Annotated in this window: 25 protein-coding genes; 11 read left to right on the forward strand and 14 right to left on the reverse strand. The window is 59.1% G+C overall.

Annotated features, from left to right (window positions below):
- Positions 1–13 precede the first annotated feature (13 nt).
- The gene (locus tag ACR0DS_RS15680) at positions 14–193 is read right to left on the reverse strand and encodes a zinc-finger domain-containing protein (protein WP_267364399.1); all 180 of its coding nucleotides are present in this window, start codon (positions 191–193) and stop codon (positions 14–16) included.
- A gap of 87 nt (positions 194–280) precedes the next feature.
- On the opposite strand from ACR0DS_RS15680, the gene ACR0DS_RS15685 reads away from it, so the two are divergent.
- Positions 281–1,273 (forward strand): ABC transporter ATP-binding protein, encoded by a 993-nt coding sequence (locus ACR0DS_RS15685; protein WP_480482901.1) that lies wholly within the window; start codon positions 281–283, stop codon positions 1,271–1,273.
- Here the strand turns inward: ACR0DS_RS15685 and ACR0DS_RS15690 are convergent.
- Positions 1,270–1,734 (reverse strand): DUF1203 domain-containing protein, encoded by a 465-nt coding sequence (locus ACR0DS_RS15690; protein ID WP_480482663.1) that lies wholly within the window; start codon positions 1,732–1,734, stop codon positions 1,270–1,272. The genes ACR0DS_RS15685 and ACR0DS_RS15690 overlap by 4 nt on opposite strands.
- A gap of 110 nt (positions 1,735–1,844) precedes the next feature.
- On the opposite strand from ACR0DS_RS15690, the gene ACR0DS_RS15695 reads away from it, so the two are divergent.
- The 3 genes from ACR0DS_RS15695 to ACR0DS_RS15705 all read left to right on the forward strand — a co-directional run bounded on the left by ACR0DS_RS15695 (position 1,845) and on the right by ACR0DS_RS15705 (position 6,317).
- Complete coding sequence (locus ACR0DS_RS15695) at positions 1,845–4,763, forward strand: error-prone DNA polymerase (RefSeq protein WP_480560086.1); 2,919 nt, start codon at positions 1,845–1,847, stop codon at positions 4,761–4,763.
- 48 nt (positions 4,764–4,811) lie between these two features.
- A complete protein-coding gene (locus ACR0DS_RS15700) occupies positions 4,812–5,225 on the forward strand; it encodes a group III truncated hemoglobin (RefSeq protein ID WP_480546888.1) in 414 nt (137 codons plus the stop codon).
- 153 nt (positions 5,226–5,378) lie between these two features.
- Positions 5,379–6,317, forward strand: coding sequence for a DMT family transporter (locus tag ACR0DS_RS15705; protein ID WP_480506582.1), 939 nt, complete (start codon positions 5,379–5,381; stop codon positions 6,315–6,317).
- Between the two features lie 59 nt (positions 6,318–6,376).
- Here ACR0DS_RS15705 and ACR0DS_RS15710 read toward each other — a convergent pair whose 3' ends face one another.
- The gene (locus ACR0DS_RS15710; RefSeq protein ID WP_480482655.1) at positions 6,377–7,489 is read right to left on the reverse strand and encodes an S-(hydroxymethyl)glutathione dehydrogenase/class III alcohol dehydrogenase; all 1,113 of its coding nucleotides are present in this window, start codon (positions 7,487–7,489) and stop codon (positions 6,377–6,379) included.
- A gap of 130 nt (positions 7,490–7,619) precedes the next feature.
- Here ACR0DS_RS15710 and ACR0DS_RS15715 point away from each other — a divergent pair, with 130 nt between their 5' ends.
- Positions 7,620–7,910, forward strand: a complete 291-nt coding sequence (locus tag ACR0DS_RS15715) for an I78 family peptidase inhibitor (RefSeq protein ID WP_267364411.1) — start codon at positions 7,620–7,622, stop codon at positions 7,908–7,910.
- Between the two features lie 66 nt (positions 7,911–7,976).
- The gene (locus ACR0DS_RS15720; protein ID WP_480482653.1) at positions 7,977–9,629 is read left to right on the forward strand and encodes a DUF6504 family protein; all 1,653 of its coding nucleotides are present in this window, start codon (positions 7,977–7,979) and stop codon (positions 9,627–9,629) included.
- Between the two features lie 3 nt (positions 9,630–9,632).
- Here ACR0DS_RS15720 and ACR0DS_RS15725 read toward each other — a convergent pair whose 3' ends face one another.
- Complete coding sequence (locus tag ACR0DS_RS15725) at positions 9,633–10,358, reverse strand: SDR family NAD(P)-dependent oxidoreductase (RefSeq protein ID WP_480546884.1); 726 nt, start codon at positions 10,356–10,358, stop codon at positions 9,633–9,635.
- 152 nt (positions 10,359–10,510) lie between these two features.
- Here ACR0DS_RS15725 and ACR0DS_RS15730 point away from each other — a divergent pair, with 152 nt between their 5' ends.
- Genes ACR0DS_RS15730 through ACR0DS_RS15750 form a run of 5 tightly spaced genes read left to right on the forward strand, consistent with a single transcriptional unit; the run spans position 10,511 to position 14,717 of the window.
- On the forward strand, positions 10,511–11,842 hold the full coding sequence (locus tag ACR0DS_RS15730) for an NAD(P)/FAD-dependent oxidoreductase (protein ID WP_480560083.1): 1,332 nt from the start codon (positions 10,511–10,513) through the stop codon (positions 11,840–11,842).
- Positions 11,829–12,341, forward strand: coding sequence for a hypothetical protein (locus ACR0DS_RS15735; RefSeq protein ID WP_480616835.1), 513 nt, complete (start codon positions 11,829–11,831; stop codon positions 12,339–12,341). Before ACR0DS_RS15730 ends, ACR0DS_RS15735 begins: the two co-directional genes overlap by 14 nt.
- Positions 12,341–13,564: an MFS transporter gene (locus tag ACR0DS_RS15740; protein ID WP_480560081.1), complete on the forward strand. Its 1,224-nt coding sequence runs from the start codon at positions 12,341–12,343 to the stop codon at positions 13,562–13,564. Before ACR0DS_RS15735 ends, ACR0DS_RS15740 begins: the two co-directional genes overlap by 1 nt.
- The gene (locus tag ACR0DS_RS15745; protein WP_480506590.1) at positions 13,561–14,178 is read left to right on the forward strand and encodes a DUF3833 domain-containing protein; all 618 of its coding nucleotides are present in this window, start codon (positions 13,561–13,563) and stop codon (positions 14,176–14,178) included. Before ACR0DS_RS15740 ends, ACR0DS_RS15745 begins: the two co-directional genes overlap by 4 nt.
- Positions 14,175–14,717: a DUF3833 domain-containing protein gene (locus tag ACR0DS_RS15750; protein ID WP_480560079.1), complete on the forward strand. Its 543-nt coding sequence runs from the start codon at positions 14,175–14,177 to the stop codon at positions 14,715–14,717. Before ACR0DS_RS15745 ends, ACR0DS_RS15750 begins: the two co-directional genes overlap by 4 nt.
- 517 nt (positions 14,718–15,234) lie before the next feature.
- Here ACR0DS_RS15750 and ACR0DS_RS15755 read toward each other — a convergent pair.
- The 10 genes from ACR0DS_RS15755 to ACR0DS_RS15800 all read right to left on the reverse strand — a co-directional run.
- A complete protein-coding gene (locus ACR0DS_RS15755; protein WP_480560077.1) occupies positions 15,235–15,687 on the reverse strand; it encodes an SRPBCC family protein in 453 nt (150 codons plus the stop codon).
- A gap of 99 nt (positions 15,688–15,786) precedes the next feature.
- Positions 15,787–16,599, reverse strand: a complete 813-nt coding sequence (locus tag ACR0DS_RS15760; protein ID WP_480560075.1) for an XdhC family protein — start codon at positions 16,597–16,599, stop codon at positions 15,787–15,789.
- 13 nt (positions 16,600–16,612) lie between these two features.
- On the reverse strand, positions 16,613–17,803 hold the full coding sequence (locus ACR0DS_RS15765; RefSeq protein WP_480560073.1) for a vWA domain-containing protein: 1,191 nt from the start codon (positions 17,801–17,803) through the stop codon (positions 16,613–16,615).
- The gene (locus ACR0DS_RS15770; RefSeq protein WP_480560071.1) at positions 17,803–18,669 is read right to left on the reverse strand and encodes an AAA family ATPase; all 867 of its coding nucleotides are present in this window, start codon (positions 18,667–18,669) and stop codon (positions 17,803–17,805) included. The genes ACR0DS_RS15765 and ACR0DS_RS15770 overlap by 1 nt, the downstream gene beginning before the upstream one ends.
- A 104-nt stretch (positions 18,670–18,773) precedes the next feature.
- Entirely contained in the window at positions 18,774–21,191 is a 2,418-nt protein-coding gene (locus ACR0DS_RS15775) for an aerobic carbon-monoxide dehydrogenase large subunit (protein WP_480559122.1), read from the reverse strand.
- Complete coding sequence (locus tag ACR0DS_RS15780) at positions 21,188–21,682, reverse strand: (2Fe-2S)-binding protein (protein ID WP_480482631.1); 495 nt, start codon at positions 21,680–21,682, stop codon at positions 21,188–21,190. The genes ACR0DS_RS15775 and ACR0DS_RS15780 overlap by 4 nt, the downstream gene beginning before the upstream one ends.
- A gap of 14 nt (positions 21,683–21,696) precedes the next feature.
- Positions 21,697–22,530 carry an FAD binding domain-containing protein gene (locus ACR0DS_RS15785; RefSeq protein ID WP_480482629.1) on the reverse strand — a complete coding sequence of 278 codons (834 nt, stop codon included), beginning with the start codon at positions 22,528–22,530 and terminating at the stop codon, positions 21,697–21,699.
- Between the two features lie 139 nt (positions 22,531–22,669).
- Complete coding sequence (locus tag ACR0DS_RS15790) at positions 22,670–23,758, reverse strand: MHYT domain-containing protein (RefSeq protein ID WP_480482627.1); 1,089 nt, start codon at positions 23,756–23,758, stop codon at positions 22,670–22,672.
- 85 nt (positions 23,759–23,843) lie between these two features.
- On the reverse strand, positions 23,844–25,337 hold the full coding sequence (locus tag ACR0DS_RS15795) for a heme biosynthesis HemY N-terminal domain-containing protein (RefSeq protein ID WP_480487923.1): 1,494 nt from the start codon (positions 25,335–25,337) through the stop codon (positions 23,844–23,846).
- A gap of 10 nt (positions 25,338–25,347) precedes the next feature.
- On the reverse strand, positions 25,348–26,458 hold a 1,111-nt coding region (locus tag ACR0DS_RS15800; protein ID WP_480616837.1), incomplete at its 5' end, for a COG4223 family protein.

The raw sequence follows: 26,458 nt of genomic DNA on the forward strand, positions 1-26,458 counted from the left end.
GGGCAACACAGGCTCAGGCGTCAGTCTGATGCCCGGCCAGAACATATTTGCAGTCGCAATAGGGGCATTCGACCCAGCCTGCGTCTTCTGGAATTTGCAGCCACACGCGCGGATGGCCCAACGCACCTTCGCCGCCATCACAGGCAACACGGGCGGTTTCGACGATCTTGGTTTCCGGCGCTTCGATGGTCACGGCTGGCGATCCTTCTTCGGTTGTCGGCCACGCGGGCATGTATTAGGTGCGTTTATGAGCGATGATCAAACCGGGGGCAAGTGCCACATGTGCGACGCGGCAATCAGGATCGAAGGGCTGCGCAAAACCTATCGCGGTGGCAAGGGTCAGCCCGAAAAGCATGCGCTGAAAGGCATTGACCTGACCGTCCCGCGCGGCTCGGTTTTTGGTCTGCTGGGTCCGAACGGTGCCGGAAAATCGACCCTGATCAATATCCTGGCTGGTCTGGTGGTGAAATCGGCGGGTCGCGTGGCGATCTGGGGCTTCGATCAGGATCAGAGTCCACGCCAGTCGCGATCGGCCATCGGTGTAATGCCACAAGAGCTCAACCTCGACCCGTTTTTCACCCCGCGCGGCGCGCTTGAGGTTCAGGCCGGTCTCTATGGCGTTCCGAAATCCCAACGGCGCAGTGATCAGATTCTGGAATTGGTCGGTCTCAGCGACAAGGCCGAGGCCTATGCCCGCACTCTTTCGGGCGGTATGCGGCGGCGGTTGCTGCTGGCCAAGGCACTGGTGCATCACCCGAAAATCCTTGTGCTTGATGAACCCACAGCGGGTGTGGATATCGAACTGCGCCAGATGCTCTGGGCCAATGTGCGCAAGCTGAACGAACAGGGCATGACCATCATCCTGACCACCCACTACCTGGAAGAAGCGCAGGAGATGTGCGACGAGATCGCCATTATCAACCACGGTGAAAAGGTCGCGCAGGACAGCACGGCCAACTTGCTGGGCCGCATGGACAGCCGCACCATGGTGATTGTGCCCGACAGCCCGATCACTGATCTGCCTGCGTCAGAAGGCGTCGAGGCAGCTCTCCGCGATGATGGCAGCCTTGTCCTGCAATACCGAAACATCCAGACCAGCGCCGAACAGGTTCTGGAATCGGTGCGCGCCGCGAATATCCGCATCCGCGACGTCCGCACCGAAGAGGCCGATCTTGAGGATGTATTCCTTGCCCTGACCTCGTCCCGTACCGAAGATCATCCGGCGGATGATCAGGATCAGCCACGCCGGGGCATCCACCGCGTCAAGCTTTAAGCCCGGTCTATTCGCGCCTGATAGCAGTTATTCCGCGCAGATCGCACGTGAATATAGGCAACGTCGGATCGGGAAAAGATATCCCTGACTTTTGCGCCGATCTGATCCGTCGGCGTGATCGCCCCGGTGCCATAGACGATCCTGTCATCCGTACCGTAGCCCTTGATCAGATAGTCGGGCGAGGTGGTCAGAATTTCGGGCAGCGCGTCTTCTTCGTACCGATCACATGGTGTTGCGCACAGAAAGATCGGGCCGGTTTCTGCATAGGGATGTGTCTTTGAAAAAGGTCGATGTGCCAATATCAGCATCTCATCGCCCTCGGGGATATGTCGCAGGCAGTGGCGGCACGGGTTACCTGCACCCGTCGAAACAGCACGTTCCGGCGTTGAACCATATGCATCCGCGCCACCTTCCTGAAGGGCGCGTACATCGTTGGTGGGCAAAGCGGTGATTTTGAACATCTCGGATCTCCTTTTTTGCTGACCATGCCCGTGCGGCCGGACCCAATCGACCCGTTTCCTGCGCAAAGGACTCGAAAAAGAACAAAACGTGAATATAATGTGGAATCGCCATGTATGCCGAGCTGTCGATCACGTCGAATTTTACCTTCCTCACCGGGGCGTCGCACCCCGAGGAGTATATGGAGCGTGCCGTCACCCTGGGCCTACCCGCCATTGCGATTGCCGATGACAACTCGGTCGCCGGGATCGTCCGCGCCCATACTCAGGCGCGCGAGATCGCCCGCAAGGTCCGCGAACGGCTGGCGTGGGAGGCACAGAATACCTCAATCGGTCCACCCTGCCCCGATCACATCCCCAGGCCGCCCTCCTATCCCATCCACGCGGTTCCCCGCCTGATCCCGGCGGCGCGGCTGATCTTCACCGATGCGCCCACGGTCACCGCTCTGCCCCTGAACCGGCAGGGCTGGGCCAACCTGTGTCGCATCCTCTCCAAAGGCCGCCTGCGCGCCGAGAAAGGCGACTGCATCCTGCACCTGTCTGACCTGCTCGAATTTTCCGATGGCCTCCACCTGCTGCTGTGGCCACAGGCGGCGGGCTCTCCGGGCGGCGCGGGCGCGTGGCGGACACAGGCGCAGCAGCTGACGCGCCGCTTTGCCGGGCGGATGCATCTGTTGATGCACCCCCGGTATGATGGCGCCGATAGCGCATTTTTCTCTTTATTAGAGACTGAAGCAAAACAGCTTGGCATCCTCACGCTCGCCAGCGCGACACCGATGATGCACCACGGCACCCGCCGCAAACTGGGCGATGTGCTGACTGCCATCCGCCTGCGTCGCAAAGTGGATGCATTGGGCCGGGACGCTTTGGCCAATGGTGAACAGCGCCTGCGCTCCGAGGCCGAGATGCTACGCATCTTCAAAGGTCATGAGGGGGCCGTTGCCCGCGCTTATGCGCTCAGCGAACAACTCACGTTCTCGCTGGACGAGCTGCGTTATGAATACCCCAACGAGGGCAGCACGCAAGAAACCCCGACCCAGCGCCTGCACCGTCTGGCGCATGAGGGGTTGAAATGGCGTTATCCCGCCGGGGCGTCCGAAAAGGCGAAAAAAATGCTGGCGCATGAGCTGACGCTGATCGGCAAGCTGAAATACGAACCCTACTTCCTGACCGTCCGCGATATCGTCCATTTCGCCCGGTCGCGCAGCATCCTCTGCCAGGGGCGCGGATCGGCTGCCAACTCGGTCGTCTGTTTCTGCCTCGGCATCACCGAGGTCAGCCCCGAGATGGGCACCATGGTGTTTGAACGCTTCGTCTCCGAGGCGCGCGATGAACCGCCAGACATAGACGTCGATTTCGAACATGAACGCCGCGAAGAGGTGATCCAGCACATCTATGACCGCTATGGCCGCGAACGCGCGGGCCTCTGTGCCACGGTGGTCCATTACCGCGGCAAACGCGCCATCCGCGAGGTTGGACGCGCCATGGGCCTGACCGAAGATACAATCTCGGCGCTTTCCTCACAGCTTTGGGGCTTTTTCTCGGCCTCGGGGCTTGAGGCGCAACGGATGCGCGAAATTGGCCTCGACCCCGAAGATCGGCGCCTGAAACAGACTCTAATGCTGGTTTATGAGATCGACGGCTTTCCCCGCCACCTCTCGCAGCATGTGGGAGGATTCATCATCACCGAGGGTCGGCTGGATGAGCTTGTCCCCATCGAAAACGCCACGATGGAGGGCCGCACGGTCATCTGCTGGGACAAGGACGATATCGACAGTCTTGGCATCCTCAAGGTCGATGTCCTCAGCCTCGGGATGCTCACCTGCATCCGCAAGGCGTTTGACCTGATCGGCCAGCACCACCAGACCAGCTATACCCTCGCCACCCTGCCACCCGAGGATCCGGCAGTCTATGACATGCTCTGCAAGGCGGACAGCATCGGCGTGTTTCAGGTGGAATCACGTGCACAGATGAACTTCCTGCCGCGGATGCGGCCGCGTAATTTCTATGATCTGGTGATCGAGGTTGCTATCATCCGCCCCGGCCCCATTCAGGGCGACATGGTCCACCCCTATATCCGCCGCCGGAACGGAGAGGAGGAGGTCAGCTTCCCCTCGGACGCGCTGGGCGAGGTGCTGGGCAAAACGCTGGGCGTGCCGTTGTTTCAGGAACAGGCGATGCAGATCGCCATTGTCGGCGCGGGCTTCACCCCGGAACAGGCCGATCGGCTGCGCCGCTCGCTGGCGACCTTCAAGAAACATGGCAATGTCAGCGAGTTCCGCGCGCTCTTTTTGCGCGGGATGAAGCGCAACGGGTATGAACAGGATTTCGCGGAACGTTGCTTTTCCCAGATCGAAGGCTTCGGCTCGTACGGTTTCCCCGAAAGCCACGCGGCCAGTTTTGCGCTGCTGGTCTATGCCTCGGCCTGGATCAAATGCCACCATCCGGGCATCTTCGCCTGCGCCCTGCTGAATTCGCAGCCGATGGGGTTCTACGCGCCGGCCCAGATTGTGCGGGATGCGCGCGAGCATGGGGTGCAGGTGCGCCCGGTCTGCATCAATGCCAGCTTTTGGGACAATGTGATGGAGCCTGATGGCCATGGCGGGCTGGCGCTGCGGCTGGGCTTTCGCCAGATCAAGGGCCTGAGCGAGGAAGACGCCAGCTGGCTGACCGCCGCGCGCGGCAACGGCTACACCCAGGTCGACGATGTCTGGCGCCGCGCAGGCCTTGGACCATCGGTGATCGAACGGCTGGCCGAGGCTGATGCCTTCGCCGCCTGCGACCTGACCCGGCGCGAGGCGCTGTGGCAGGCCAAGGCAATTGCCACAGCCAAGCCTCTGCCCCTGTTTTCGCAAGATCTGGAGGGCGAGGCGCTGGACGAACCCGAGGCTTATCTGCCGCAAATGACGCTGGGCGAACAGGTGGTCGAAGATTACGTCGCCACCCGCCTCAGCCTGCGGGCGCACCCGGTGGCCCTGCTGCGGTACCTGCTGACGCCGGATGGGCGCGACAAAACCACCTCTGTTCCGTAACCCCGGAACACCCTATCTGCCAAAAACAGAGTCGAAATTCAGGCCGTCATGACCAGACCCATCCTTCCCCCGCGCTTTCCCGCGACGCCCGCGCAGATCAACGCGCAAGTTCGCGCCTTTTATGCCCGTGTCCGGCAAGACACGGTTCTTGGACCCGTATTCGCAAACCACGTCACCGACTGGCCCGCGCATGAAGACAAGATCGCCGCCTTCTGGCGCAATGCCATCCTGTATGAGCGCTGCTATGACGGCAATCCGCAACGGGTCCATATCGAACGGCCCGATGTGAAACCGGAATTCTTTGCCCATTGGCTGGATCTGTTCGAGGAGGTCGCCGCCCGGACCCTGCCCGCGGAAACGGCCACACCGTGGGTCGCCTTGGCCCGCCGCATCGGTGTCGGCATGAAGGCAGGTGTCCAATCCGCACGACAGCCCAAAGACGCGCCGCCGATCCTGCGATGATCCCGGATCATGGCGGCCATGCGATGTTAGCGATAAAATAAGGGCTATTCGCGCCCTCGGAATAGGGTTAAGCAGCACTACGGACAGCCGGGAACCCTGCCTGCGCTGCTATGATGTATCGTCACCATACCAACATAGGCCGAGGCCGGATTGATGAGTGCTCAAAACAACACCCTGCGGGGGCTTGGCTATGCATTTCTGGGATTTGCCGTCTTTGCCAGCCACGACGCGCTGATCAAGGTGCTGGGCGGCACCTATTCAGTGATGCAGATCATCTTTTTCGCCACGCTGTTTTCGTTCGTTCCAATGGCCGTCACGATCCTGACCGACCGCACGACGGGAAACTTTCTGCCGCATCACCCATGGCTGGTATTGCTGCGTTCGGGCCTGATGGTTACGGCCATGTCCTGCGCGTTTTATGCGTTTTCGGTTCTGCCACTGGCCGAGGTCTATTCCCTGCTGTTTTCATTCCCGCTGATCGTCACGGTGCTGTCGATCCCGATACTGGGTGAAGTGGTCCGCGTCCAGCGCTGGGCTGCGGTTGGCGTCGGCCTAATCGGCGTCCTGATCGTTCTGCGCCCCGGTGCAACGGATATCACACTAGGCCATATGGCCGCCCTGATGGCCGCCTTTTGCAGCGCCTTTGCCTCGGTCCTGGTGCGCAAGATCGGGAATGAGGAACGCTCGGCCGTGCTGATCCTTTATCCGATGCTGCTGGCCATCGTTGTGATGAGCCTTGCCCAACCGGCTGTATACCAGCCGCCTTCCCTGCTTCATCTGGCGATGATGGCGCTGGTTGGGGTGTTCTCGGTCATCGCGCAACACCTGATCATTCTGGCCTACCGCGCCGCACCCGCCGGTGTCGTCGCCCCCAGCCAATACAGCCAGATCATCTGGGCAACACTGTTTGGAATGATCTTCTTCGACGAGCGCCCTGACATCTGGGTCGCCGTCGGTGCCAGCATCATCATCGCGTCCGGCGTCTATGTTGTTTGGCGAGAAAGCCGGGCCAACACCACCTCGGTCAACACCCCGGTTCTGCGGGTTCGGTCGCCGCGTTCAGATACCGGGGCGTCACGGCCTGGAAAGTAGGTCCAACAAAAACGGCGCGCCGATCAGCGCGCCTTGGTTGGAAAACTGTGGATTTTCTCTTAGTAGATAACCACCGAACGGATACTTTCGCCCTTATGCATCAGGTCAAAGCCGTGGTTGATGTCGTCTAGACCCATGGTGTGGGTGATCATCGGGTCGATCTCGATTTTGCCTTCCATGTACCAGTCGACGATCTTGGGCACATCCGTGCGCCCACGCGCGCCGCCGAACGCGGTACCGCGCCATGAACGACCGGTAACCAGCTGGAATGGCCGGGTCGAGATTTCGGCCCCTGCAGGTGCCACACCGATGATGATCGACTCACCCCATCCCTTATGCGCTGCTTCAAGTGCTGCGCGCATCACGCCGACATTGCCTGTGGCGTCAAACGTATAATCCGCTCCGCCCTTGGTCAGGTTGACGAGATACGGCACCAGATCGCCTTCAACTTCAGACGGGTTCACGAAGTCTGTCATGCCAAACCTGGTGGCCATTTCCACTTTGGAGGGGTTCAGGTCGACGCCGACGATCTGGTCTGCTCCGGCCAGACGCAGGCCCTGAATGACGTTCAGGCCGATACCGCCCAGACCAAACACGATTGCGCGGCTGCCGATTTCCACCTTGGCGGTGTTGATGACCGCGCCGATACCGGTCGTGACACCACAGCCGATATAGCAGATCTTGTCGAACGGCGCGTCCTCGCGCACCTTGGCCAGGGCGATTTCAGGCAGAACTGTGTGGTTCGAGAAGGTCGAGCAGCCCATGTAGTGCAGGATCGGATCGCCATCCGAGGTCGAGAAACGAGAGGTGCCATCGGGCATCAGGCCCTTGCCCTGGGTTTCCCGGATCGCCTGACACAGGTTGGTCTTGGGGTGCAGACAGTATTCACACTCGCGACATTCCGGCGTGTAAAGCGGGATCACATGATCGCCCGGCTTCAGGCTGGTTACGCCCGGACCCACTTCGACCACCACGCCTGCGCCTTCATGGCCCAGAATGGCCGGGAACAAGCCTTCGGGGTCGGCACCCGACAGGGTGAATTCGTCGGTATGACAGATACCGGTGGCCTTGATCTCGACCAGAACCTCGCCCGCCTTGGGGCCTTCGAGGTTCACATCCATCACTTCCAAAGGTTTGCCTGCCTGAATGGCGACGGCGGCACGGGTACGCATGCTACTTATCTCCCTGTCACTTTTGCCCCGACCCTGCGTCAATTACAGGGTGTTTTCAACCGTGCTTTCATGGCAGGTTGGCTAATTAATTGATATTGCAGAAACGACATTGCCAGAATGAGGAACGCCAATGCACCGATTTTTCCCGATCCTGTTCTTTCTGGCGGCCTGTGCTGAAACCCCGCCCGCGCCCGAAGACGCTTTGCTGCCGCCGGAACCTGCCCCGGTCGATCTGGCCTTTTGTCAGGGAGAAGATTTTTCCGATACCGTTGGCCAGCCGGTTTCGAACATTCAGGCAAACCTGCCCGCACGGTCGCGCGTGCTGGGCCCGGATGGCATCGCCACACAGGATTACCGCATCGACCGGCTGAACGTGTACGTGAATGGCGACGGGATCATCCTGCGGCTGACCTGCGGATAAGGGCGGACTCGACTCAGGCATCGATTCTCACTTAAGAACAAAGTAAGAACATTGTGATGCCTGCAAATGCCCAAACGCCGAATACTTTCGCTATGGTTCCCCCGTCTGGGGGCTGAACGGCTGATCCGCGCTGCGCGGGGGTTGCATACCGGGCCTTTGGCCATCGTGGCCGAACAGTCGAACATGCAGGTTATTACCTCAGTGAATGCCGATGCGCAGGCTGTCGGGCTGCGTATCGGCCAGCCGGTGCGGGATGCTCATGCCATGTGTGCCAACCTGATCACGCGGCACCGTAACGCCCCGGCCGAAGCCGCGTTCCTGGCCGCGTTGCGTCGCTGGGCGGGAAAGTTCAGCCCATGGGTGGCCGAAGAGGCCCCGGACGGGCTGATCGTCGATCTGTCAGGTTGCGCCCATCTGTTTGGCGGAGAGGAGGCGTTGCTGAACGTTCTTGAAACCGATTGCGCGGATATGGGCCTCAGCGTACAGATTGGCATCGCCGACACGCTGGGCGCAGCCTGGGCTTTGGCGCGCTATGCGGGGCAGGCGGCCACATCCGACCGCAATGGCGACGCCATCAGTCAGGAGGCCCGTGCCACCCGCGCCCGGGCGGGTAAACGGCGGCACTGGACCAAAGGCGGCACCGCGCCGCAAGTGAGGGCCCTGGGTGGAGGCGCGCGGATCGCACCGCCGGGTCAATCTTATGGCGCACTCAGCCCCCTGCCTATCGCCGCGCTGCGATTGGAAGATCAGGTTGTCGTGCAGCTGAACCGTCTGGGCCTGCGCCGCATCGGCGATCTGCTGGGTCAACCCCGCGCCAGCCTTGCGCGGAGGTTTGGACGCGGGCTGGTTCTGCGGTTGGATCAGGCCATGGGCAGCGCGCCCGAGCCTGTTTCGCCCGCCCGCCCGCCGCACCATTTCGCGGTGCGGATGACCCTGCCCAACCCGATTGGTCTGGTTGAGGATGTCATGGCTGCGGTTGATCGGGTTCTGCCAACGCTTTGCACCAAGCTGGAAGAAAAGGGGCGCGGTGCCCGCACCCTGCGGCTGGAGGCGCACCGCGCCGATCAGGCAGCTGAGGTTATCGAGGTCGGCCTGGCCCGCCCAACTTACGATAAATACCGCATTCGCCCTTTGTTAGAGATGAAAGTTGACAAGATCGACGCAGGCTACGGCATCGACATGCTGCGGCTTGAGGCGGTTCAGACAGAACCCATCCACGCCCGTACCGTGGCCGGCCATGCCGAAGCCCGCCGTGTGGCCCGCAACCGGCTGGCGGGCAACACCGCCGTGGATGATCTGATCGGCAAGCTGGGCGCGCGGGTGGGGCTTGAGGCGATCACCCGGCGCCATCCCGCGGCCTCGCACATCCCTGAGAAAACGGCGCAAACGCTGGCGGCGGCATGGTCGGAACCTGCCCGCGACTGGCCTGCGCCGCCACGCCCCCGCCCCCTGCTGATGTGGCAGCCTGAGCCGGTGATGGCACCGGAAACCCCTGACGTGCCCAGCGCCTTTCGCTGGCGCGGGCGTAACTGGCAGCTGGCGCAGGCCACCGGCCCGGAACGGATCGCACCGGAATGGTGGCTGGATGACCCGAACTGGCGCAGCGGCGTGCGGGACTACTGGGTTGTGGTGACACAGCAGGGCGAGCGGTTGTGGCTGTTTTACGGCCATGGCGGAACCATGTCTGCAGGCTGGTTCTGTCACGGGCAGTTTGGTTAGGGTCTATTTCCCTCGGTACACCAACAGATCCGGCAGATAGTCAATCAGACGGATAAACCACGAGAATGGTGCAGGAAAATCCGTACGGAAACGGCGCCGCGACATCGCCTTGACCACACGACCCGCCGCATCCTCGGGGCTCATCAGCATGGGCATCCTGAAGCTGTTTTTCTCAGTCAGTCGGGTCTTGATGAAGCCGGGATTAATGATCCGCACGGTCACGCCGGTGCCCGCCAGATCGTGGCGCATCGTTTCCGCCAGAGAAATCAGTGCCGCCTTGCTGGCCCCATATCCGATGGCCGCTGGCAACCCGTGATAGCCCGCGAGCGACCCGATCAGCGTAATATCCCCCCGACCTGCCTTGACAAGGTCCGGAACGGTTTCACCCAACACACGCAAAGCACCCAGATAGTTCACATCACCCATCCTGAGCGACGCTTCTGTATCCCAATCCGCCGAGCGCACGGGGTCATACGCGCCGGCATTGTAAACCAGCCCATCGACCAGACCCGCCTCGGCCACAGCCCCGCGAACAGAGTCTAAATCGGTGACATCGCACCGGATCGCACGGGCATTGGGAAGCTCGGAGCAGATGTCAGCCAAACGTTCGGAATTACGCGCCGACAAGATCAAATGCGCGCCGCTGTCGCTTAGCGCATTAGCCAAAGCACGACCCAAACCTTCGCTTGCGCCGATGATCCAATAGGCTTTTCCGTCAAAGCTGCTCATGCACGGGCCGATTCAGTCATGTTTCACATTTTACGGGCCCGTGACGCAATTGGATCAAACGGGATCGCACCTCTGGTAAAACTTCCAACCGGATTGATCCAACTGCACCTACCCCGCGTATTTCATTCTAAGAACCACATAACGAGGCTGGAATGTTCGACGAAACCCAGGGTGTACGGAAGAAAATCGCAGTTATTGGTGCAGGTATTTCAGGCCTTTCAGCCGCCTACTACCTTTCAGAAAACCACGACGTGACCCTCTATGAGGCGGAACCGCGTTTAGGTGGCCATGCCCGCACTGTCATGGCCGGGAAGAACGGCGATCAACCGGTGGATACTGGTTTCATCGTCTTCAACTACGCAACCTATCCTTTTCTGACCCGACTTTTTGATGAGCTCAATGTTCCCGTGATCGAAAGCGAAATGAGTTTTGGAGCGACAATCGACAATGGTCGTATCGAATATGGTTTGAACAATCTGCGCACCCTGACCGCGCAGAGGCGCAATCTTGCGCGCCCTGCCTATTACAAGATGATTGCCGACATTCTGCGCTTTGGCAAAAAGGCTCCGGAGGCTGCAAGAGATGACGACACCACGATTGGTGAGTTGGTGGATCAGCTTCGTCTGGGACACTGGTTCCGCCACAACTATCTGATGCCAATGTGTGGGGCGATCTGGTCAACTCCGGTTGAACTGGTGGATCAGTTCCCTGCACGCTCATTGGTGCAGTTCTTTCGAAATCACGCCCTTCTGGCCAGTGGCCGCGCAAATCAACACCAGTGGTACACAGTTAAAGGTGGCAGTATCGAATATGTCCGCAGGATCGATGCCGCCCTACGGGCACGAGGGGCGGCAATCCGTTTGGCCAGTCCGGTTCAGAACATTTCCCGGAGTGAGACAGGTGTTACGGTCCGCAGTCAGGGTGCGGTGGATCAGTTTGATGAGATCATCCTGGCTACCCACTCTGACCAATCGCTTGCCATTTTGGGCGCGAATGCCACCCCGGCGGAAACCGCTGCACTGGGCGCAATTCGGTACCAACCCAACACCGCCACCCTGCATTGTGATCCTGGCCAGATGCCAAAGCGGCGTGCATGCTGGTCCAGCTGGACCTATCGATCACAGGCCGGAGACGTAGGCGTTACATATTGGATGAATCGACTACAGAACATACCGGACAACGACCCGCTTTTTGTGACGCTGAACGCCTCGACAGAGGTTCCTGAGGATAAAATCTATGATCAGGTCGAATTTGCCCACCCGGTATTCGACAAAGCCGCCCTGAAAGCACAGGGGCATATTCGCGAGATACAGGGACAGAACCGAACCTGGTTCGCCGGTGCGTATAACCGGCACGGATTTCACGAAGACGGGATCGCCAGCGCGATGCATGTTGTTGAGCGGATAAATGGTGCCCCGCAAACAATCGGAGCTGAATATGCCATTCTTGGACAAAATCCGGCCATCTCTGTTGCCGCCGAATAGCGGGATGTTGCGCGCGAGCCTTCTAAGCCTTTCCTTGCTGGCCCCCACTGGGTTGATCGCGTCGCCTGTGACGGAAGAGTTGGATGGTGCACAACTTCGCGGAACTGCAACCTTCCGCTATCTCGGGTTTCCGATCTACGACGCCAAGCTTTACACACCCAAAGGTGCTTCGTTCAGTTGGAGTGAAGATTTCGGGCTTCAGCTGACATACCGTAAAAGCATCAAGAAGAATGCGCTGGTCAACTCGACGCTCGGCGAGATGAAACGCGTCGGCCACCCTGCCCCGGTCGGCGACCAACTGGACGTGTGTTTTAGGGGTGTCACCAAGGGTGACAGCTATCTGGCGGTGTCCGACGGGCCAGACAAGGTCAGTTTCTGGCTGAACGGTCGAAAGACCTGCACAATGGCATATCCGGGCATCAAACGCAGTTTCATGTCGGTTTTCCTCGGCGAAAACACACGGTCAGCGTCCTTCACCCAAATGCTTCAGGGAAAGTGATGCTTTACCCTCGGGTCAGCTTATACGCGCTGATGCTCGCTGCGGCGGGTATCCCGCTATACATTCATCTGCCGCGTTTTGCGGCGGTGAATCTGGGCATTGGACTGGGGGTGATCGGTACCGTCTTGCTGGTGATCCGTTTGGTCGATCTGGTACAGGACCCACTGATCGGTTGGGCGATTGACAGATGGCCCAGTGGCCAGCTTGTCTTTGCGTCCATGGCAGCTCTCGGCCTTGCCATTGGATTTCCGGCACTGTTCAGCCTGCAACAAGGCGCAGATGTACTGACATTGATTGTTCTTCTGATACTGTTGTTTTCGGCTTTTAGCCTGGGGACTATCCTGCTCTACGGGCGTAGTGCGACGCTAGCAAAACGCGCTGATGCGAAGGAGTTGATGACCCTCGCCGCTTATCGGGAAGGCGGACAACTGACGGGCGTTATCATCGCGGCAAGTGCCCCTGCCTTTTTTGTTGCCGCCGGAGCCCACGCGCAAGGCTATCCCGCATTTGGTCTGTTTCTGGGTCTGCTATCGGTCGCAACCCTTTTGTTGACTGTTCCGATCTGGCGGCGGCCCCCAATCACCGGATCCGGTCTGTCTTTCGCAAGCCTGGGCAAGGCCGGGGGTTTGCGCCTTCTGGTGCTGGCTTTGATCAACAGCCTGCCTGTGGCCATCACATCGACCCTGTTTCTCTTTTTCGTAGAGGACCGTTTGCAACTGCCCGGCAAAGCCGGACCGTTGCTGATCCTGTTTTTCCTCAGCGCGGGCGCAAGCGTGCCGCTTTGGGCAAAGCTCAGCAACAAAATTGGCTCGAAACAGACACTGATAATTGCGATGCCGCTTTCCATCGCGGGGTTTATCGGTGCCGCCACACTGAGCGCTGGGAACCTCACCGGTTTTGCGTTGATTTGCCTCGCCTCGGGTGCCGCTCTGGGCGCGGATATGGTCGTGCTGCCCGCCATGTTTTCGGTCACTTTGACCCGAGCCGGTCTTAACGCGTCCACAGCGTTTGGTATCTGGTCCTTTGCTGGCAAGCTGGGCCTGGCTCTGGCAGCCTTTATTACCCTGCCATTGCTGGAGCGCAGTGGCTTCACCCCCGGTCAAACCAATTCCGCCCAAGCGCTTGATTCACTCAATCTCGCCTACGCGGTGCTGCCCTGCATCCTGAAACTTGGGGCCTTTGGAATGGTCCTGACCCTGCCAACCGAGGTTACAAGCAAATGAATGCTTTCGCCATCATCCTGCTGGCTCTGCTGATTGCAATGTTTTTCCGCGCCCGACTGCTGAGCTTTCGTGCGCAGACCCCGTCAGACTATGCCGGTACTGGGCCCATCTTTTCGCTGAAAAGGCATCTGAACGGTGAAATCCTGTCCGAGGGTCTGATCTATGGCCCCAATGGCAGGATGTCGAACAGCTTTGTGGCCCGCATGATCGGTGAGTGGAATGGGAACACCGGCACACTTTCCGAGTTCTTCACGTACTCAAATGGCAAAAAGATGAACCGTAAATGGTATCTGACGCTAGGCACCAGAAATACGTTCACGGCAACAGCAGAGGATATCGTTGGCGAAGGTCACGGCACGATATCCGGCGCAACGATCAAGCTGACCTACAGGATCATTCTGCCCAAAGACGCAGGAGGACACACACTGGATGTTACAGACTGGATGTATCTGACAGAACATGGCGTCATTATGAATCGTTCCGAGATGCGTAAGTTCGGCATCAAGGTTGCTGAGCTCGTTGCAACAATGCGCCCGAACCTCAAATCACATCCGATCCACGTAAGTGGCGCAAATGAGTACAGCATCACTTCAGAAAGGCAGCTGGTGCAATGATCACAGGTCGCTCTCTGATTACATGTGTTGCCGTCGCAAGCCTTGCTCTTCTGGCTGCCTGCTCCGGCAAACCGAAGGTTCCGACAACTTTTCTGTCTGAACGGCAACTGAACCTCGAGGAATTCTTCGACGGAAAGACCGTAGCTTACGGGCAGTTTCAGGATGTGTTGGGGAATGTTCCACGCAGATTTGAAGTCGATATCGACGGCACATGGGACGGGAAAACCCTGACACTGGTCGAGGATTTTATCTACGACGACGGCGCAACTGAACAGCGCATCTGGACGTTGACAAAGACTGGCGATGACACGTGGACTGGTACTGCGCCCGGTGTGCTGGGAACCGCCAGCGGGACCGAGAGGGGCGACACCTTCAACTGGAAATACAAAATAGACCTGCCTGTCAAAGATGGCACGATGCGCGTCAGTTTTGACGATTGGATGTGGCTGCTGACCGAGGACCGTCTGTTAAACCGCGCTTACGTCTCACGCTTTGGCATACGCCTCGGCGAAGTTATCCTGATCTTTGAAAAAGAATAGATTCCGCTATTTCCATCCAAACGTTGCCCATCAATAAAATATGAACTCGTCCACCGGCACCTGTACCAGACGCCTTGCTGCGTCTGCCATGTTTACATTTGGCCCATCTGGCGTTGCAGAGTCGTGGTGGGCTCCGTCTTCAATTTTCAAACGGGCGCGCTCAATCTCGCCCCACAAGAAAAAAAGACCGTCCCGTTTGCCGACAAGACCGGCAGGTATCGTGGTCCGCAAAACACGAGTTTTTGCCTGTGACATCTGCTCTCTTACTGCCTCCGGTGTTTTCCACCTTTTGCAGAAAATCTACCGGTTATTTCGGGAAAAGCCAATTTTTTATGGGCAGAACCCGATTTTCAACCCCCCGTTGACAGGGGTGCTCGCAGCTCTCGCTGAAGGGTGTTGTCCTGACTGAGTATTTGCAGTCACCGCCGATTGCCACACTTCGGTTGATGGCGGGTTCCCCCGCCTTGTCGTCAGTGGTCCATGCTTTGACAACCTCTCGGCTATGGAACGCCCCGGATCATGCAGTCGACTGCTCTGACACGATCTCTCCGAACCGCGTAAAGAACTTTGCCGACAACTTCTTGGCGGTTCCCGCAATCAGCCGACTGCCGAGCTGAGCGATCTTGCCACCAACATCAACCTTCGCCGTGTATTTCAGTACAGTTTCGTCCCCTTCTTCGGTCAACGAAACGTCTGCGCCGCCTTTGGCAAATCCAGCCGCCCCGCCCTTGCCTTCACCCATCAAAGAGAACCCGTTTGGTGCATTGGCCGTGTCCAATGTGACCTCACCCGCAAAGCGCGCTTTGACCGGGCCAATTTTCAGAACAACTTTCGCCTCAAGCTCGGTTGGTGATTTCTGCGTCAGTTCCTCACATCCCGGGATGCATTCCATCAAAATGTCGGGATCGTTAAGCGCGCGGTAAACGACGTCGCGTGGCGCTGCGATACGGATTTCATCAGTCAGTTCCATTCAGGTCTTTCCTTTGTTCAACAACATCTTGGAAATAGGCGCATTGCAGCCGTTTCTATCCTTTGAGCCAGCCACGCAGGCCACATGTGGCAAAGGTGTTCAAGCAAGCTTTTCATCATGCGGCACCTTTGCTGCCTTTTCACCGTTCCGCCACATCACAATCTCGGCCAAAATCGACAGGGCGATCTCATGCGGATCTATGGCATGTATGTCCAACCCCGCCGGGGATTTCAGGCGCGCAACTTTCAAAGGGTCCAATCTCTGGGCGATAAGCTTTGCAGTCAGCGTAGCTGCCTTGCGGCGACTGGCCACCATCGACACACGTGCCGCATCGGTTTCCAAGGCCGCCTTCAAAGCGGATGCGTCGCTGCGCCCCTGCGCAGCCACCACGACAAAGTCCCGCGGCTCCACGCCCAGCGCATCGACCTGAGCCAAGGCGAACCGCACATGGTTTCCAGCAATATCAAGCCCATCCTCGACAGCCGTGCGAAATCCGGCCAGCGATCCATGCGCTGCCAGAGCTTTGGCAATCAACCCCTCGCCGAAAATCACCAGCCGGGGCGCGTGTTGATAGGGTTCGACCAAAAGATCAACTGTACCACCGGACGGGCACCCACTTTTGAACGTTTGAACACCATCGGGATCCGTCATGTTCACCACCTTTTCCGAAGGTTTGACACGGATAATCTGCGGCGCCCCGGACGCCCAAGCTTGTTGCGCCGCTGCCCGGACTGCGCGCTGCACACAAGCCCCGCCAAGATGCCCCAGAATTTCACCCGCCCGGGTAATCGCCGCCTTCCCCCCAGCTTTGGCCGAAGTCGCATCCGCCGTGCGCAAAACCGTCGCCACACAAAATGCCTCTCCGGTTCCGCGCAGCTGATCGATAGTGTCAAAAATGTCGAAATTCGCCAAGGTCAGACTCCTTTCACAGCTTTTGGAACTGCGGCTCAAGCGCCGCCAATGCATCCAGTGTATTGGCCGGCAAATGCGCATCCAGATAGGGTTCAGCCGCCTGCATCGCTGCCGCAATAGGTTGATAGTCCTTCCAGCCCTTCAAGGGGTTCAGCCAGACGATCCGGCGTGCCTTGCGCCTGATACGCGCCAGCATATCCCCCAGAGCCTGCGGATCAGAACTGCAATATCCGTCCGACAGGATCAGGACAACAGTACGCCCGTTCAGTGCCCGCGCGCCGTATCCCGACAGAAATCGCTCCAGACTGCCGGAAATATCGGTACCGCCGCCGAAGCCTTCGGCCATCAGCGACAATCGCCCCGCAGCCCGGAGGGTGTCATGGTCGCGCAACGCATCTGTAACCCGCATCAATCGTGTGTGAAACAAATACGCATCCGCCTTGATCCCGCTGCCGATCAACCCTTTCAGGAAGGCCAGAAACACGCGTGAGTACGCGGTCATCGAACCACTCACGTCGCACAATGCCACAATCCGCATCGGACGCGGTGGCCGCGCTCGGCGATACAGGTCCAGCGGCTCACCGCCACGCGCCAGACTGGCGCGCTGTATTTGGCGCATATCCAGAACAGCCCCGCGCAACGCCCGTTTCCGGCGGCGCGATCGCCTGTCCCGAAATGCCCGCGCCAAGGTCAGCGCGGCTGTTTCAGCCTGTTTTAGGGCCTCTTCATCCATCAACTCTCGCAAGTCCCGGCGTGACAGGTTGGCCGTTCGCGTGGCGATCAACTTGCCGTCCACCCCTTCGGCTTCCCCTTCACCGCAGTCAGGCAGAGTGGCCTCTTGCTCCGACCCGGATCGTGGTTCGTCCTCACCCTGAGTTCTGGTCTGCCAGATCATTGGCTTGGCGGACTGCACCCGCACATGCTTGTTTTTCGCTTTTCCCGAACGCTGTGCGCCAGCGTTGAACCAATAGGCGTCAAACAGTTCATCAAACCGGCGCCAATCTTCTGCATCTCCGGTCAATATCGCGCACATGGCTTGCCGGGCCTGTTTGGCATCCGTTGCATCCACTTCGGACAAGGCGGCAAGCACGTCCGCCGCATCCGACGCCCCCAATTGCATACCGTTCATTCGCAAATGCGCTATGAAACCCGACATACGGTCGGCAAGACCCGAGGCCCGAGAGGGAAAGCGCGTAACCTGCATCACGCGACCTTTCCAATCAGGCGATCCATCACCTCGGGCGGTGCCGCATTGTAATCTGCGGCAGTTTTCAGCAAACACACCAGCGTCGCCTGCACGTCTTCGCGGGATTTGGCCAGATCATTGACACCCAACCCGGACAGGGCTGCTGCCCAATCCAGCATTTCTGCGATGCCCGGTTTCTTCTCAAGATCTTCCTGACGCAGCGCCTGTACAACACCGATGATCTGACGCGCCAGAATCCCTTCAATTTCAGGCAGTCGCGCCCGCAGGATTGCCAGTTCGGTCTCCCTCGATGGGTAGTCAAGAAAGCTGTACAAACACCTTCTGCGCAGCGCATCCGACAAATCCCGCGTCCCGTTGGCCGTCAGAATGACGACAGGCCGCACATGTGCCTGCACCGTTCCCAACTCGGGTATGGTGATCTGAAAGTCTGACAGGATTTCCAGAAGATAGGCTTCGAACTCCTCATCCGCCCGATCAATCTCATCAATCAAAAGAACCGGAGGTTTCGTTTCCGAGATAGCCTCTAACAAAGGCCTTTTCAGCAAATATTCATCCGAAAACAGCTGCGCCTCAGCGACGCCGCCTTGCGCTTCGCTCGCCCGGATCGCCAATAGCTGTCGCTGATAGTTCCATTCATAGATGGCATGACTGGCATCCAGACCTTCGTAGCATTGCAGACGTATCAATCGCGTATCGCGCCAGGCTGCCACCGCTTTCGCAACTTCGGTTTTCCCCACGCCCGCCGGCCCCTCCAGCAACAAAGGGCGCCCAAGTTGCTGCGCCAGATGCAGCGCCATGGCCAACCGATCATCGGCAACATAGCCCTGCGCGGCCAGCCCGTTCTGCACATCTTTAAAGGTCAAAACCAGGATCCTATCTTCATCTGGCCCCAAATATCCCGGGGGAGGTTCGGAGGGGGCAGAGCCCCCTCCGTCGGTCGGACCGGCAACAGCCGGTCCGATACCAATCACCCATGCATCCCCAGACCATTGGCAATCTTCCAAATCCGCCAGTGATCGTGCGGCATATGGCTCTGCACCAACCCAAAAGGCCGGAACGCGTCATGCACTGCGTTCGAGAACGCAGGCACACCGCCGACATTCGGGCTTTCCCCCACACCCTTTGCGCCAATCGGATGGTGCGGGGATGGGGTCACCGTATGGTCAGTGGTATAGTTCGGCGTCTCCCACGCGGTTGGCAGGAAAAAGTCCATCAGCGTACCGGTTTTCACATTGCCCATGTCATCATAGGCAATCTCCTGACCCATCGCGATGGCCAGTGCCTCGGTCACACCCCCATGGACCTGCCCCTCGATGATCATCGGGTTGATCCGAGTACCGCAGTCATCCAGCGCATAGAACTGCCGGACTTCCCATTCACCAGTATCCACGTCAATCTCCATGACACAGATATAGGCTCCGAACGGATAAGTCATATTGGGCGGGTCATAGTAACTGACGGCCTCCAGACCCGGCTCCAGCCCAGGAATGGCCTGATTATAGGCGGCGAATGCGATTTCCTTCATGGTCTTGAACCGCTCCGGCGCGCCTTTGACAGCAAAGCGATCCACGTCCCATTCGACGTCATTGTCGTGTACCTCCAGCAGATAGGCCGCGATCATCTGGGCTTTTGCCCGAATTTTGCGGGCCGCCATTGCCGTGGCCGCGCCAGCGACCGGAGTGGACCGGGATCCATAGGTCCCAAGCCCGTAAGGCGCGGTATCCGTGTCACCCTCTTCCAGCGTGATGTCATCGGCGGGCAGGCCGATTTCACTGGCGATGATCTGGGCAAAGGTTGTGGCATGGCCCTGCCCTTGACTGATCGTCCCCAGCCGCGCGATCGCTGATCCGGTCGGATGAATGCGAATCTCGCAGCTGTCGAACATCCCCAGCCCGAGGATATCGCAGTTCTTCACCGGTCCGGCTCCGACGATTTCCGTGAAATGCGTCAGGCCGATGCCCAGCAGCTTGCGCGTTTTTCCGTCCTTGAAATCCGCGATCCGCTGCGCCTGTTCCGCCCGCAGACCCTCATAGTTCACAGCCTTCAGCGCTTTGTCCCAGGCCGTGTGATAATCGCCCGAGTCATATTCCCAGCCCAGCGCGGATTGATAGGGAAACTGATCTGCCTTGATGAAGTTGATCCGACGCAACTCGGCCGCGTCCATGTTCAGCTTGATGGCCAGAACCTCGATCATGCGTTCGATGAAATAGGCGGCTTCGGTTACGCGGAAGGAACAGCGATAGGCCACACCGCCCGGCGCCTTGTTGGTATAGACACCATCCACCGCCAGATAGGCAGTCGGGATGTCATAAGACCCGGTGCAGATATTCATGAAGCCGGCAGGGAATTTGGTCGGATCGGCACAAGCGTCGAAACCACCATGATCCGCCGTGGTGTGACACCACAATCCGGTGATCTTGCCATCCTTGGTGGCGGCAATCTTCCCCTGCATCCAGTAGTCGCGGGCAAAGGCAGTGGACATCAGGTTTTCCATCCGGTCCTCGACCCACTTCACCGGCTTGCCGGTAACGATCGAGGCCACCACCGAACACACATAGCCTGCGTAAGCCCCCACCTTGTTGCCAAACCCACCACCGATATCGGGGCTGATCACGCGGATATTATGCTCGGCCAGCCCCGAAATCAGAGACACAACTGTCCGGATTGCATGGGGGGCCTGGAACGTCCCGTACAGAGTCAGCTTGCCAGTCACCTTGTCCATCGACGCCACGCAACCGCAGGTCTCAAGCGGGCACGGATGGGTGCGGTGGTAATAGATCATCTCTTCGGCGACCACGTCCGCCTCGGCCAGCACAGCTTCGGTCGCGTCCTTGTCGCCCTGTTCCCACGTAAAGATGTGGTTGTGATGTTTGCGCGGACCATGTGCGCCTTCGGTCTGACCTTCCAGGTCTTCGCGGAGCACCACGTCCGACTTCAACGATTCGAACGGGTCCGTGATGACAGGAAGCTCTTCGTATTCGACCTCGACCAGTTCAACGGCATCTGCCGCGACATAGCGGTCTTCGGCCACGACATAGGCAACTTCCTGGCCCTGAAACAACACCTTGCCATCGGCCAGCACCATCTGCTTGTCACCGGCCAGTGTCGGCATCCAGTGCAATCCCAAAGGCGACAGGTCTTCGGCGGTCAAAACGGCGATCACGCCGGGCAGTGCCAAGGCCGCCTCTTTGTTCACGCTGATGACGCGGGCATGTGCGTAGGGGGAGCGCACAAAATCGCCAAACAGCATCCCGTCCAACTTGATGTCATCAACGTAATTACCCTTGCCTTGAGTGAAACGCACGTCCTCGACGCGCTTTCGGGCGCAGCCCATACCTTTGAGGTTGGCAGCGCGTTCTTCGGGGGTCAGAGTCTGGTCGGTCATTCCGCGGCCTCCTTCTGTGCATTGAGCAAATCAGCCGAGGCCGAGATCGCTTTGACGATATTCTGGTATCCCGTGCAGCGGCACAGGTTTCCGGCCATGCCGAAACGGATTTCCTCCTCGGTCGGGTTCGGATTCTCCTGCAACAGACGATGCGCCCGGGTGATCATGCCCGGCGTGCAGAACCCACATTGCAGCCCGTGATGTTCGCGAAACATTTCCTGCAACACTCCAAGGCTGCCATCATCATTGGTCAGGCCTTCAACAGTTGTGATCTCAGCACCGTTTACCTGCGCTACAAAGGCGGTGCAGGATTTGACCGACTTGCCGTCGATATCCACGGTGCAGGCACCGCAGTGGCTGGTTTCACACCCGATATGTGGGCCGGTGATTTTCAGGTCTTCCCGCAGGAAGTGGATCAGCAGCGTGCGCGGCTCGGCCAGATCTTCAACCTGCTTGCCGTTTACGGTCAGTTTGACATGCATTTTCGACATTGGTTCCTTCTCCCTCAGCCCGCGCGGCTTTGCGCACGGTCGATGGCGCGGCGCAGCACCACGGCTGCCACGTGTTTCTTGAATTCGACGGGGCCGCGGTTGTCAGCGACCGGATCGATTGCGTCTAGCATTGCGGCAACGCACCCTTCGACATCACCCCCGGCCAGCGCGGTGCTGGACTCATCCGACCAGATGGGCGTGTCGGCCAGATTGGTCATCGCAACCGAGGCCTGACCGTTGCCAACCATCACAGCCGCGGCGGCGGTCGCATAATCTCCTATCTTGCGCTTTTGCTTTTGATAGGCCTGCCCCACGCCTGCACCCGGTACAGGGATCGAAATCCGGGTCAGGATTTCTTCGTCTTCGCGGGCGGTGAAATACGCGGCCTCATAAAAATCACGCGCGGCAACTGTCCGGTTCCCGTCCGGGCCGGACAACTCGAACGCGGCGTTCAAGCATTGCATCAGACCCGGCATGTCATTGCCCGGGTCACCATTGGCTACATTGCCACCGACAGTGCCCATGTACCGCACTTGCGGATCCGCAATCTGAAGCGCCGCCTCGCGGATCAACGGAATGGCTTCGGCCAGACCGCTGTGGGTGATCAGCTCGTGCTGCGTGACCATCGCACCCAAAGTAACGGTGTCAGGCCCGACCTCTATCCCCTTGAGTTCTTCAATGGCCTGAAGATCGACCAGATGACCCATCTCGGCCATGCGAAGCTTCATCATCGGGATCAGGCTATGCCCGCCCGCGATCACGCGCGCCTCGTCGCCATATTCCTGTAGAATGCCGATGGCCGAGGCAATGTCGCCTGGCCGGTGATACTCAAAGCCGGCTGGTATCATGTTTTTCCTCCCTGGGTCCGGGCGATATGCCTTGGGGGACCTGAGGTAAGGAAAGAACGGCGGATTTAACTGATCCAGTTAAGGAAAACGGAGCGCGCGGCTTGTTTCACGAAATGCGAAAGAACTGCACGAGTTGCGCCTAGACCCCCAGTGCCTCGCGAATATCTGTCAGGCGGGACCGGCTGACCGGCACCTTGCTCAGCGCGTCAACACCATCGAAATAACAGGTGCCGTTGTCCTTGTGACGTTCAAATCGCGAGACGTGTTTCGGGTTCACCAGATAACTGCGATGCGCCCGCAGGAACCCTTCGGGCAAAAGCCGCGTTTCCGCATCGGTGATCGACCAGGGGCAGAACAGTTTCTCTGCATCCATATAGAGTACCGTGTAATGCCCTTCGGCCCGAATTGCGGCGATCCGCGCGGGATGCGCAAAAAAAGTCTGGCCTTCGCGCTCATACGGAACACCAGCGCGCATTGGGGTGGGTTCCGACACAGGTCCTGAGGCAGGTGCAGTCACGGGCTTTGGCTCTATGAACGTAATACCGGTCAACAGGAAAGCACCACAGATCAGAAAGACGGATACCGTCACCCCCATTGCCAAAACCTGATTATCCAGCGCTGGACCCGCCCCGCCGAGGCTGTCGCTCGCGACGAAATCAGTCAGGCCCGTGGCAACAAAATGCATGGTGAACACCGCCAGCCCGAAACAAACCGTGCCAAGCAGGATGTTCCGTTGTGTCCGGTTGCCATAAGCCACCCAAATTGCAGCCACCGACAAGATTACTGATGCCAGTGCTGACAGAGCAACATCGAAAATGTCATAGACGGGGCGGCAAAGCTGCATACCAGCCATCCCGACAAAGTGCATCGCGACGATGCCCAGCCCGACAATCACACCAGATCCGATCATCGTCTGAACCGAGCGAGGCCGGAAATGCAGCAGCAGCAACGCCAGCCCGACCATCAGGATCGCGACCAGTGCCGACATCAGAGTGATCAGGGCATCATAGTAGAACAGGATTGGCAGTTGCAGCCCCAGCATCGCTACGAAATGCATCGACCAGATGCCGCCGCCCAGAATGACAGCGGCCAATGCCACCACGAACTTGCGCTGCTGGCTATCCAGCCTTGACGCGCCATGCGTCAGGTACAGACCCGTGAACCCGGCCATGAGCGCCACGGCAAGCGAAGCCACCACCAACCAAGTGTTGTGAGAGTAGTCCAGCATTTGGATTTGAACGCCCTCCCCGACGCGAGGATGACGTTAGCAAACCGAATTGATTGCGACAATTCACAGTTAGCAACAGCAGGGCTCAGACCTGTTTCTGAGCCTCTGCATCGTCCGCGACCTCTACGGCATCCACCGTGGCTTCAACCACGTCATCGTCTTCCGCAGGCTCGACTGTTTCGGGTTCTTCGGTCTGGTTCTCAAGTGCGCCGACGATCAGGGGCAACATGTGAACCCCGGTTGCTGTTGCAATCTCGGGTGTCTGTGGTGTCTGCCAGCTGAGCGTATCGAAGCTGTGGCAGTTCTGACAGACAGGTCCCCATTCGGGTTGAATGTCATGACAGTTGTCGCACACCCATTGCGGGCCGCGCGGCGCGTTCAGCGCCTTGGCAAGCCAACCTTGGACAACGGCATCCGTGGCACCCTCGCCGCGCTCAACAGCAGCCATCAATGTATAGGCGCGCGCATCACCCCGTTTTTCGACAACATCACCCAGGGCACGGCGGGCTTCGGGAAAGTCTTCGGCCACAATGTTCAGCTCGGCCAGGATCAAACGAGTTTCCATGTTTTCAGGATGAATGCGGGTCAGTGCCGTGAATCGTCTGACCCGTTGTTCCGGGGTTTCATCCGGCGCGATCTCGGCAAAGGCATGGGCCAGATCCGGATGTGGGCGAACCTCCCACGCTTTTTTCAGGATCTTTGTCGCCGCCCGCGACTTACCCTTGGCGATATACGCGCGGGCCGCCATGGCGGCGGCAGGCACCAGATCGGGCGACAGGCGATTGGCTTCGATCGCGCGCTCCTGTTGCTCGACAGTTGCGCCTTCATCTAGGATTCCCTTGGCTTCGGACAGCGCCAGAACCGCATCACGGCGTTTGAAGACGTCGCGCGGCAGATACCCTGCTTTCAACTTGGAAGTCAGCGTCGACCGGGCACCGGCCCAATCCTGCGCCTTGGTCTGCAAATTCAGCAGAACATCCTGTGTCTCTTCGTGACGCGGTTTGATGGCCAGTGCCTTTTCGGCCAGCTTGCGGGCGGTTTCATCATCTCCCTCGGCCAGCTTCTGTTTCATGATACCGCGCACCCCGACAAATCGGGTCGCACTGTTTGTCACCAGTTTCTTGTAGGTGTCCGAAGCTTTCTTGGTGTCACCCGTCATCTCGGCAGCCTGCGCCACCAGAAGATCCGTCAGTTCCGGCTTGTTCAACAGCTTTTCGGCTTTACTGGCCTTGGTCATGGCAATGCGCCCCTCGCCCGAGGCCAACGCCATCAACCCATCGGCCAGCGCCTGATAGCCGCGCTGTTCCCGACTGCGATCGAAATACCGCGACAAGGCGGTTTCGTCGCCGTTAAGGAATTTGAGTGTCGCAACCAACAGGCTGAGCAGTTTGAAGAACAGCCAGACCGCAAGCACCAGAACACCCAATGCAATCACCGACTGAAGCGGCCCAAGGGTGAATTCCGTGCCCGCGACGGTGATCTGCACCCCACCGCTGGTTTGCATCAGGAAGTGACCGCCCAGCGCCAGCAGGCCGATAATCGCAACAAAAACGAGGATCTTAAACAATGACCACAGCATGGCAGGTCCTTCAGTTCGAGTTCAGGCTGGAAGCCAGCGTATTCACGGAGTCAACGGCGGCGGCTCGTGTCCCGGCCGCCTGCTCCCAATCGGCCATCGCAGCCTGCGCCACTTCGGGAAGTGATTTCAGTTCATTCAAAGCTTTGGTCAGGTCGCCATCTGCCAGCGCAGCCTGCGCGCGCGACAGAACAGCGTCTGGACCATCACCTTCCTGAGGCGTGACGGAACGGGCGCCCGTTTGACGTTGCAGGAAGGCGACCAAACCCGTTCCTTTGTCAGCCTCGCGCGCCTCGGCCAATGCATTTCGCGCAGCAGGCTCGAACGACGCCCGAAGCGCGGTCAGAGTTGCCACGCCTTTTTCCGACGGGCCGGACAGGGCGTCCGGCACATTCACGCCGCCTGCCTTCAATTCAGCAACCAATTCCGAAAAAGGCTGGCCGGTGTCCAGCTGCCCACGCAGACGCGCCAGAATGGCAGCATTCGTTGCGGCTTGTGCTTCTGCCGAGGCTTTCGCTTCAAGAGCCTGAGCGTCCGAAACCATTTTTTCGACTTCAGCCCGTTGAGCGGCCAGCGAGTCCTGAAGTTTCTTCAGTTCCGCCTCAAACGCGGCGGTTGCCTCGGGTGAAGCCGTGGAGGCAATCGGGGCTTTTTCCAGCGCGGCGATCCGGTCCGTCAATGGCGCGACCTCACCGGACAGCGCATCAACCGAGGATTTTACCGTGCTCAGGTCGCCTTCAACCGGTGTCAGCTTGTCCGACAGTGCTTTGACCTGATCTGCCAGTCCAGACACATCAGGGCTGTTTGCAAGCGCCTGTGACAGTTTGGCGATCTGGTCCGATTGTTCTGTCAGCTTTGCTTCCAGCTCTGCCAGCGCTCCCGAGTTGTCCGGGCTGGTTGGCAGCAGCCCTCCGTTGCCCAGCGCGTAACCTGCAACGGCAGCCAGCGCGCCCCCCAACAGGGCCGGAACGAAACCGCCACGTTTTTCAACTACGCGTTCGACGGTCTTTTCAGTGACCGGGGCTTCGGCTTCGGCTTCGGCTTCGGCTTCGGCTTCGGCTTCGGCTTCGGCTTCGGCTTCGGCTTCGGCTTCGGCTTCGGCTTCGGCTTCGGCTTCGGCTTCG

The organism is Ruegeria sp. AF5, assembly GCF_056541905.1.

Excerpts from the sequence above, each read along its gene's own strand:
- ACR0DS_RS15685 (WP_480482901.1), top strand. The coding sequence starts at position 281 with ATGTGCGACGCGGCAATCAGGATCGAAGGGCTGCGCAAAACCTATCGC.
- ACR0DS_RS15690 (WP_480482663.1), bottom strand. The coding sequence starts at position 1,734 with ATGTTCAAAATCACCGCTTTGCCCACCAACGATGTACGCGCCCTTCAG.
- ACR0DS_RS15695 (WP_480560086.1), top strand. The coding sequence starts at position 1,845 with ATGTATGCCGAGCTGTCGATCACGTCGAATTTTACCTTCCTCACCGGG.
- ACR0DS_RS15700 (WP_480546888.1), top strand. The coding sequence starts at position 4,812 with ATGACCAGACCCATCCTTCCCCCGCGCTTTCCCGCGACGCCCGCGCAG.
- ACR0DS_RS15705 (WP_480506582.1), top strand. The coding sequence starts at position 5,379 with ATGAGTGCTCAAAACAACACCCTGCGGGGGCTTGGCTATGCATTTCTG.
- ACR0DS_RS15710 (WP_480482655.1), bottom strand. The coding sequence starts at position 7,489 with ATGCGTACCCGTGCCGCCGTCGCCATTCAGGCAGGCAAACCTTTGGAA.
- ACR0DS_RS15715 (WP_267364411.1), top strand. The coding sequence starts at position 7,620 with ATGCACCGATTTTTCCCGATCCTGTTCTTTCTGGCGGCCTGTGCTGAA.
- ACR0DS_RS15720 (WP_480482653.1), top strand. The coding sequence starts at position 7,977 with ATGCCCAAACGCCGAATACTTTCGCTATGGTTCCCCCGTCTGGGGGCT.
- ACR0DS_RS15725 (WP_480546884.1), bottom strand. The coding sequence starts at position 10,358 with ATGAGCAGCTTTGACGGAAAAGCCTATTGGATCATCGGCGCAAGCGAA.
- ACR0DS_RS15730 (WP_480560083.1), top strand. The coding sequence starts at position 10,511 with ATGTTCGACGAAACCCAGGGTGTACGGAAGAAAATCGCAGTTATTGGT.
- ACR0DS_RS15740 (WP_480560081.1), top strand. The coding sequence starts at position 12,341 with ATGCTTTACCCTCGGGTCAGCTTATACGCGCTGATGCTCGCTGCGGCG.
- ACR0DS_RS15745 (WP_480506590.1), top strand. The coding sequence starts at position 13,561 with ATGAATGCTTTCGCCATCATCCTGCTGGCTCTGCTGATTGCAATGTTT.
- ACR0DS_RS15750 (WP_480560079.1), top strand. The coding sequence starts at position 14,175 with ATGATCACAGGTCGCTCTCTGATTACATGTGTTGCCGTCGCAAGCCTT.
- ACR0DS_RS15755 (WP_480560077.1), bottom strand. The coding sequence starts at position 15,687 with ATGGAACTGACTGATGAAATCCGTATCGCAGCGCCACGCGACGTCGTT.
- ACR0DS_RS15765 (WP_480560073.1), bottom strand. The coding sequence starts at position 17,803 with ATGCAGGTTACGCGCTTTCCCTCTCGGGCCTCGGGTCTTGCCGACCGT.
- ACR0DS_RS15775 (WP_480559122.1), bottom strand. The coding sequence starts at position 21,191 with ATGACCGACCAGACTCTGACCCCCGAAGAACGCGCTGCCAACCTCAAA.
- ACR0DS_RS15780 (WP_480482631.1), bottom strand. The coding sequence starts at position 21,682 with ATGTCGAAAATGCATGTCAAACTGACCGTAAACGGCAAGCAGGTTGAA.
- ACR0DS_RS15785 (WP_480482629.1), bottom strand. The coding sequence starts at position 22,530 with ATGATACCAGCCGGCTTTGAGTATCACCGGCCAGGCGACATTGCCTCG.
- ACR0DS_RS15790 (WP_480482627.1), bottom strand. The coding sequence starts at position 23,758 with ATGCTGGACTACTCTCACAACACTTGGTTGGTGGTGGCTTCGCTTGCC.
- ACR0DS_RS15795 (WP_480487923.1), bottom strand. The coding sequence starts at position 25,337 with ATGCTGTGGTCATTGTTTAAGATCCTCGTTTTTGTTGCGATTATCGGC.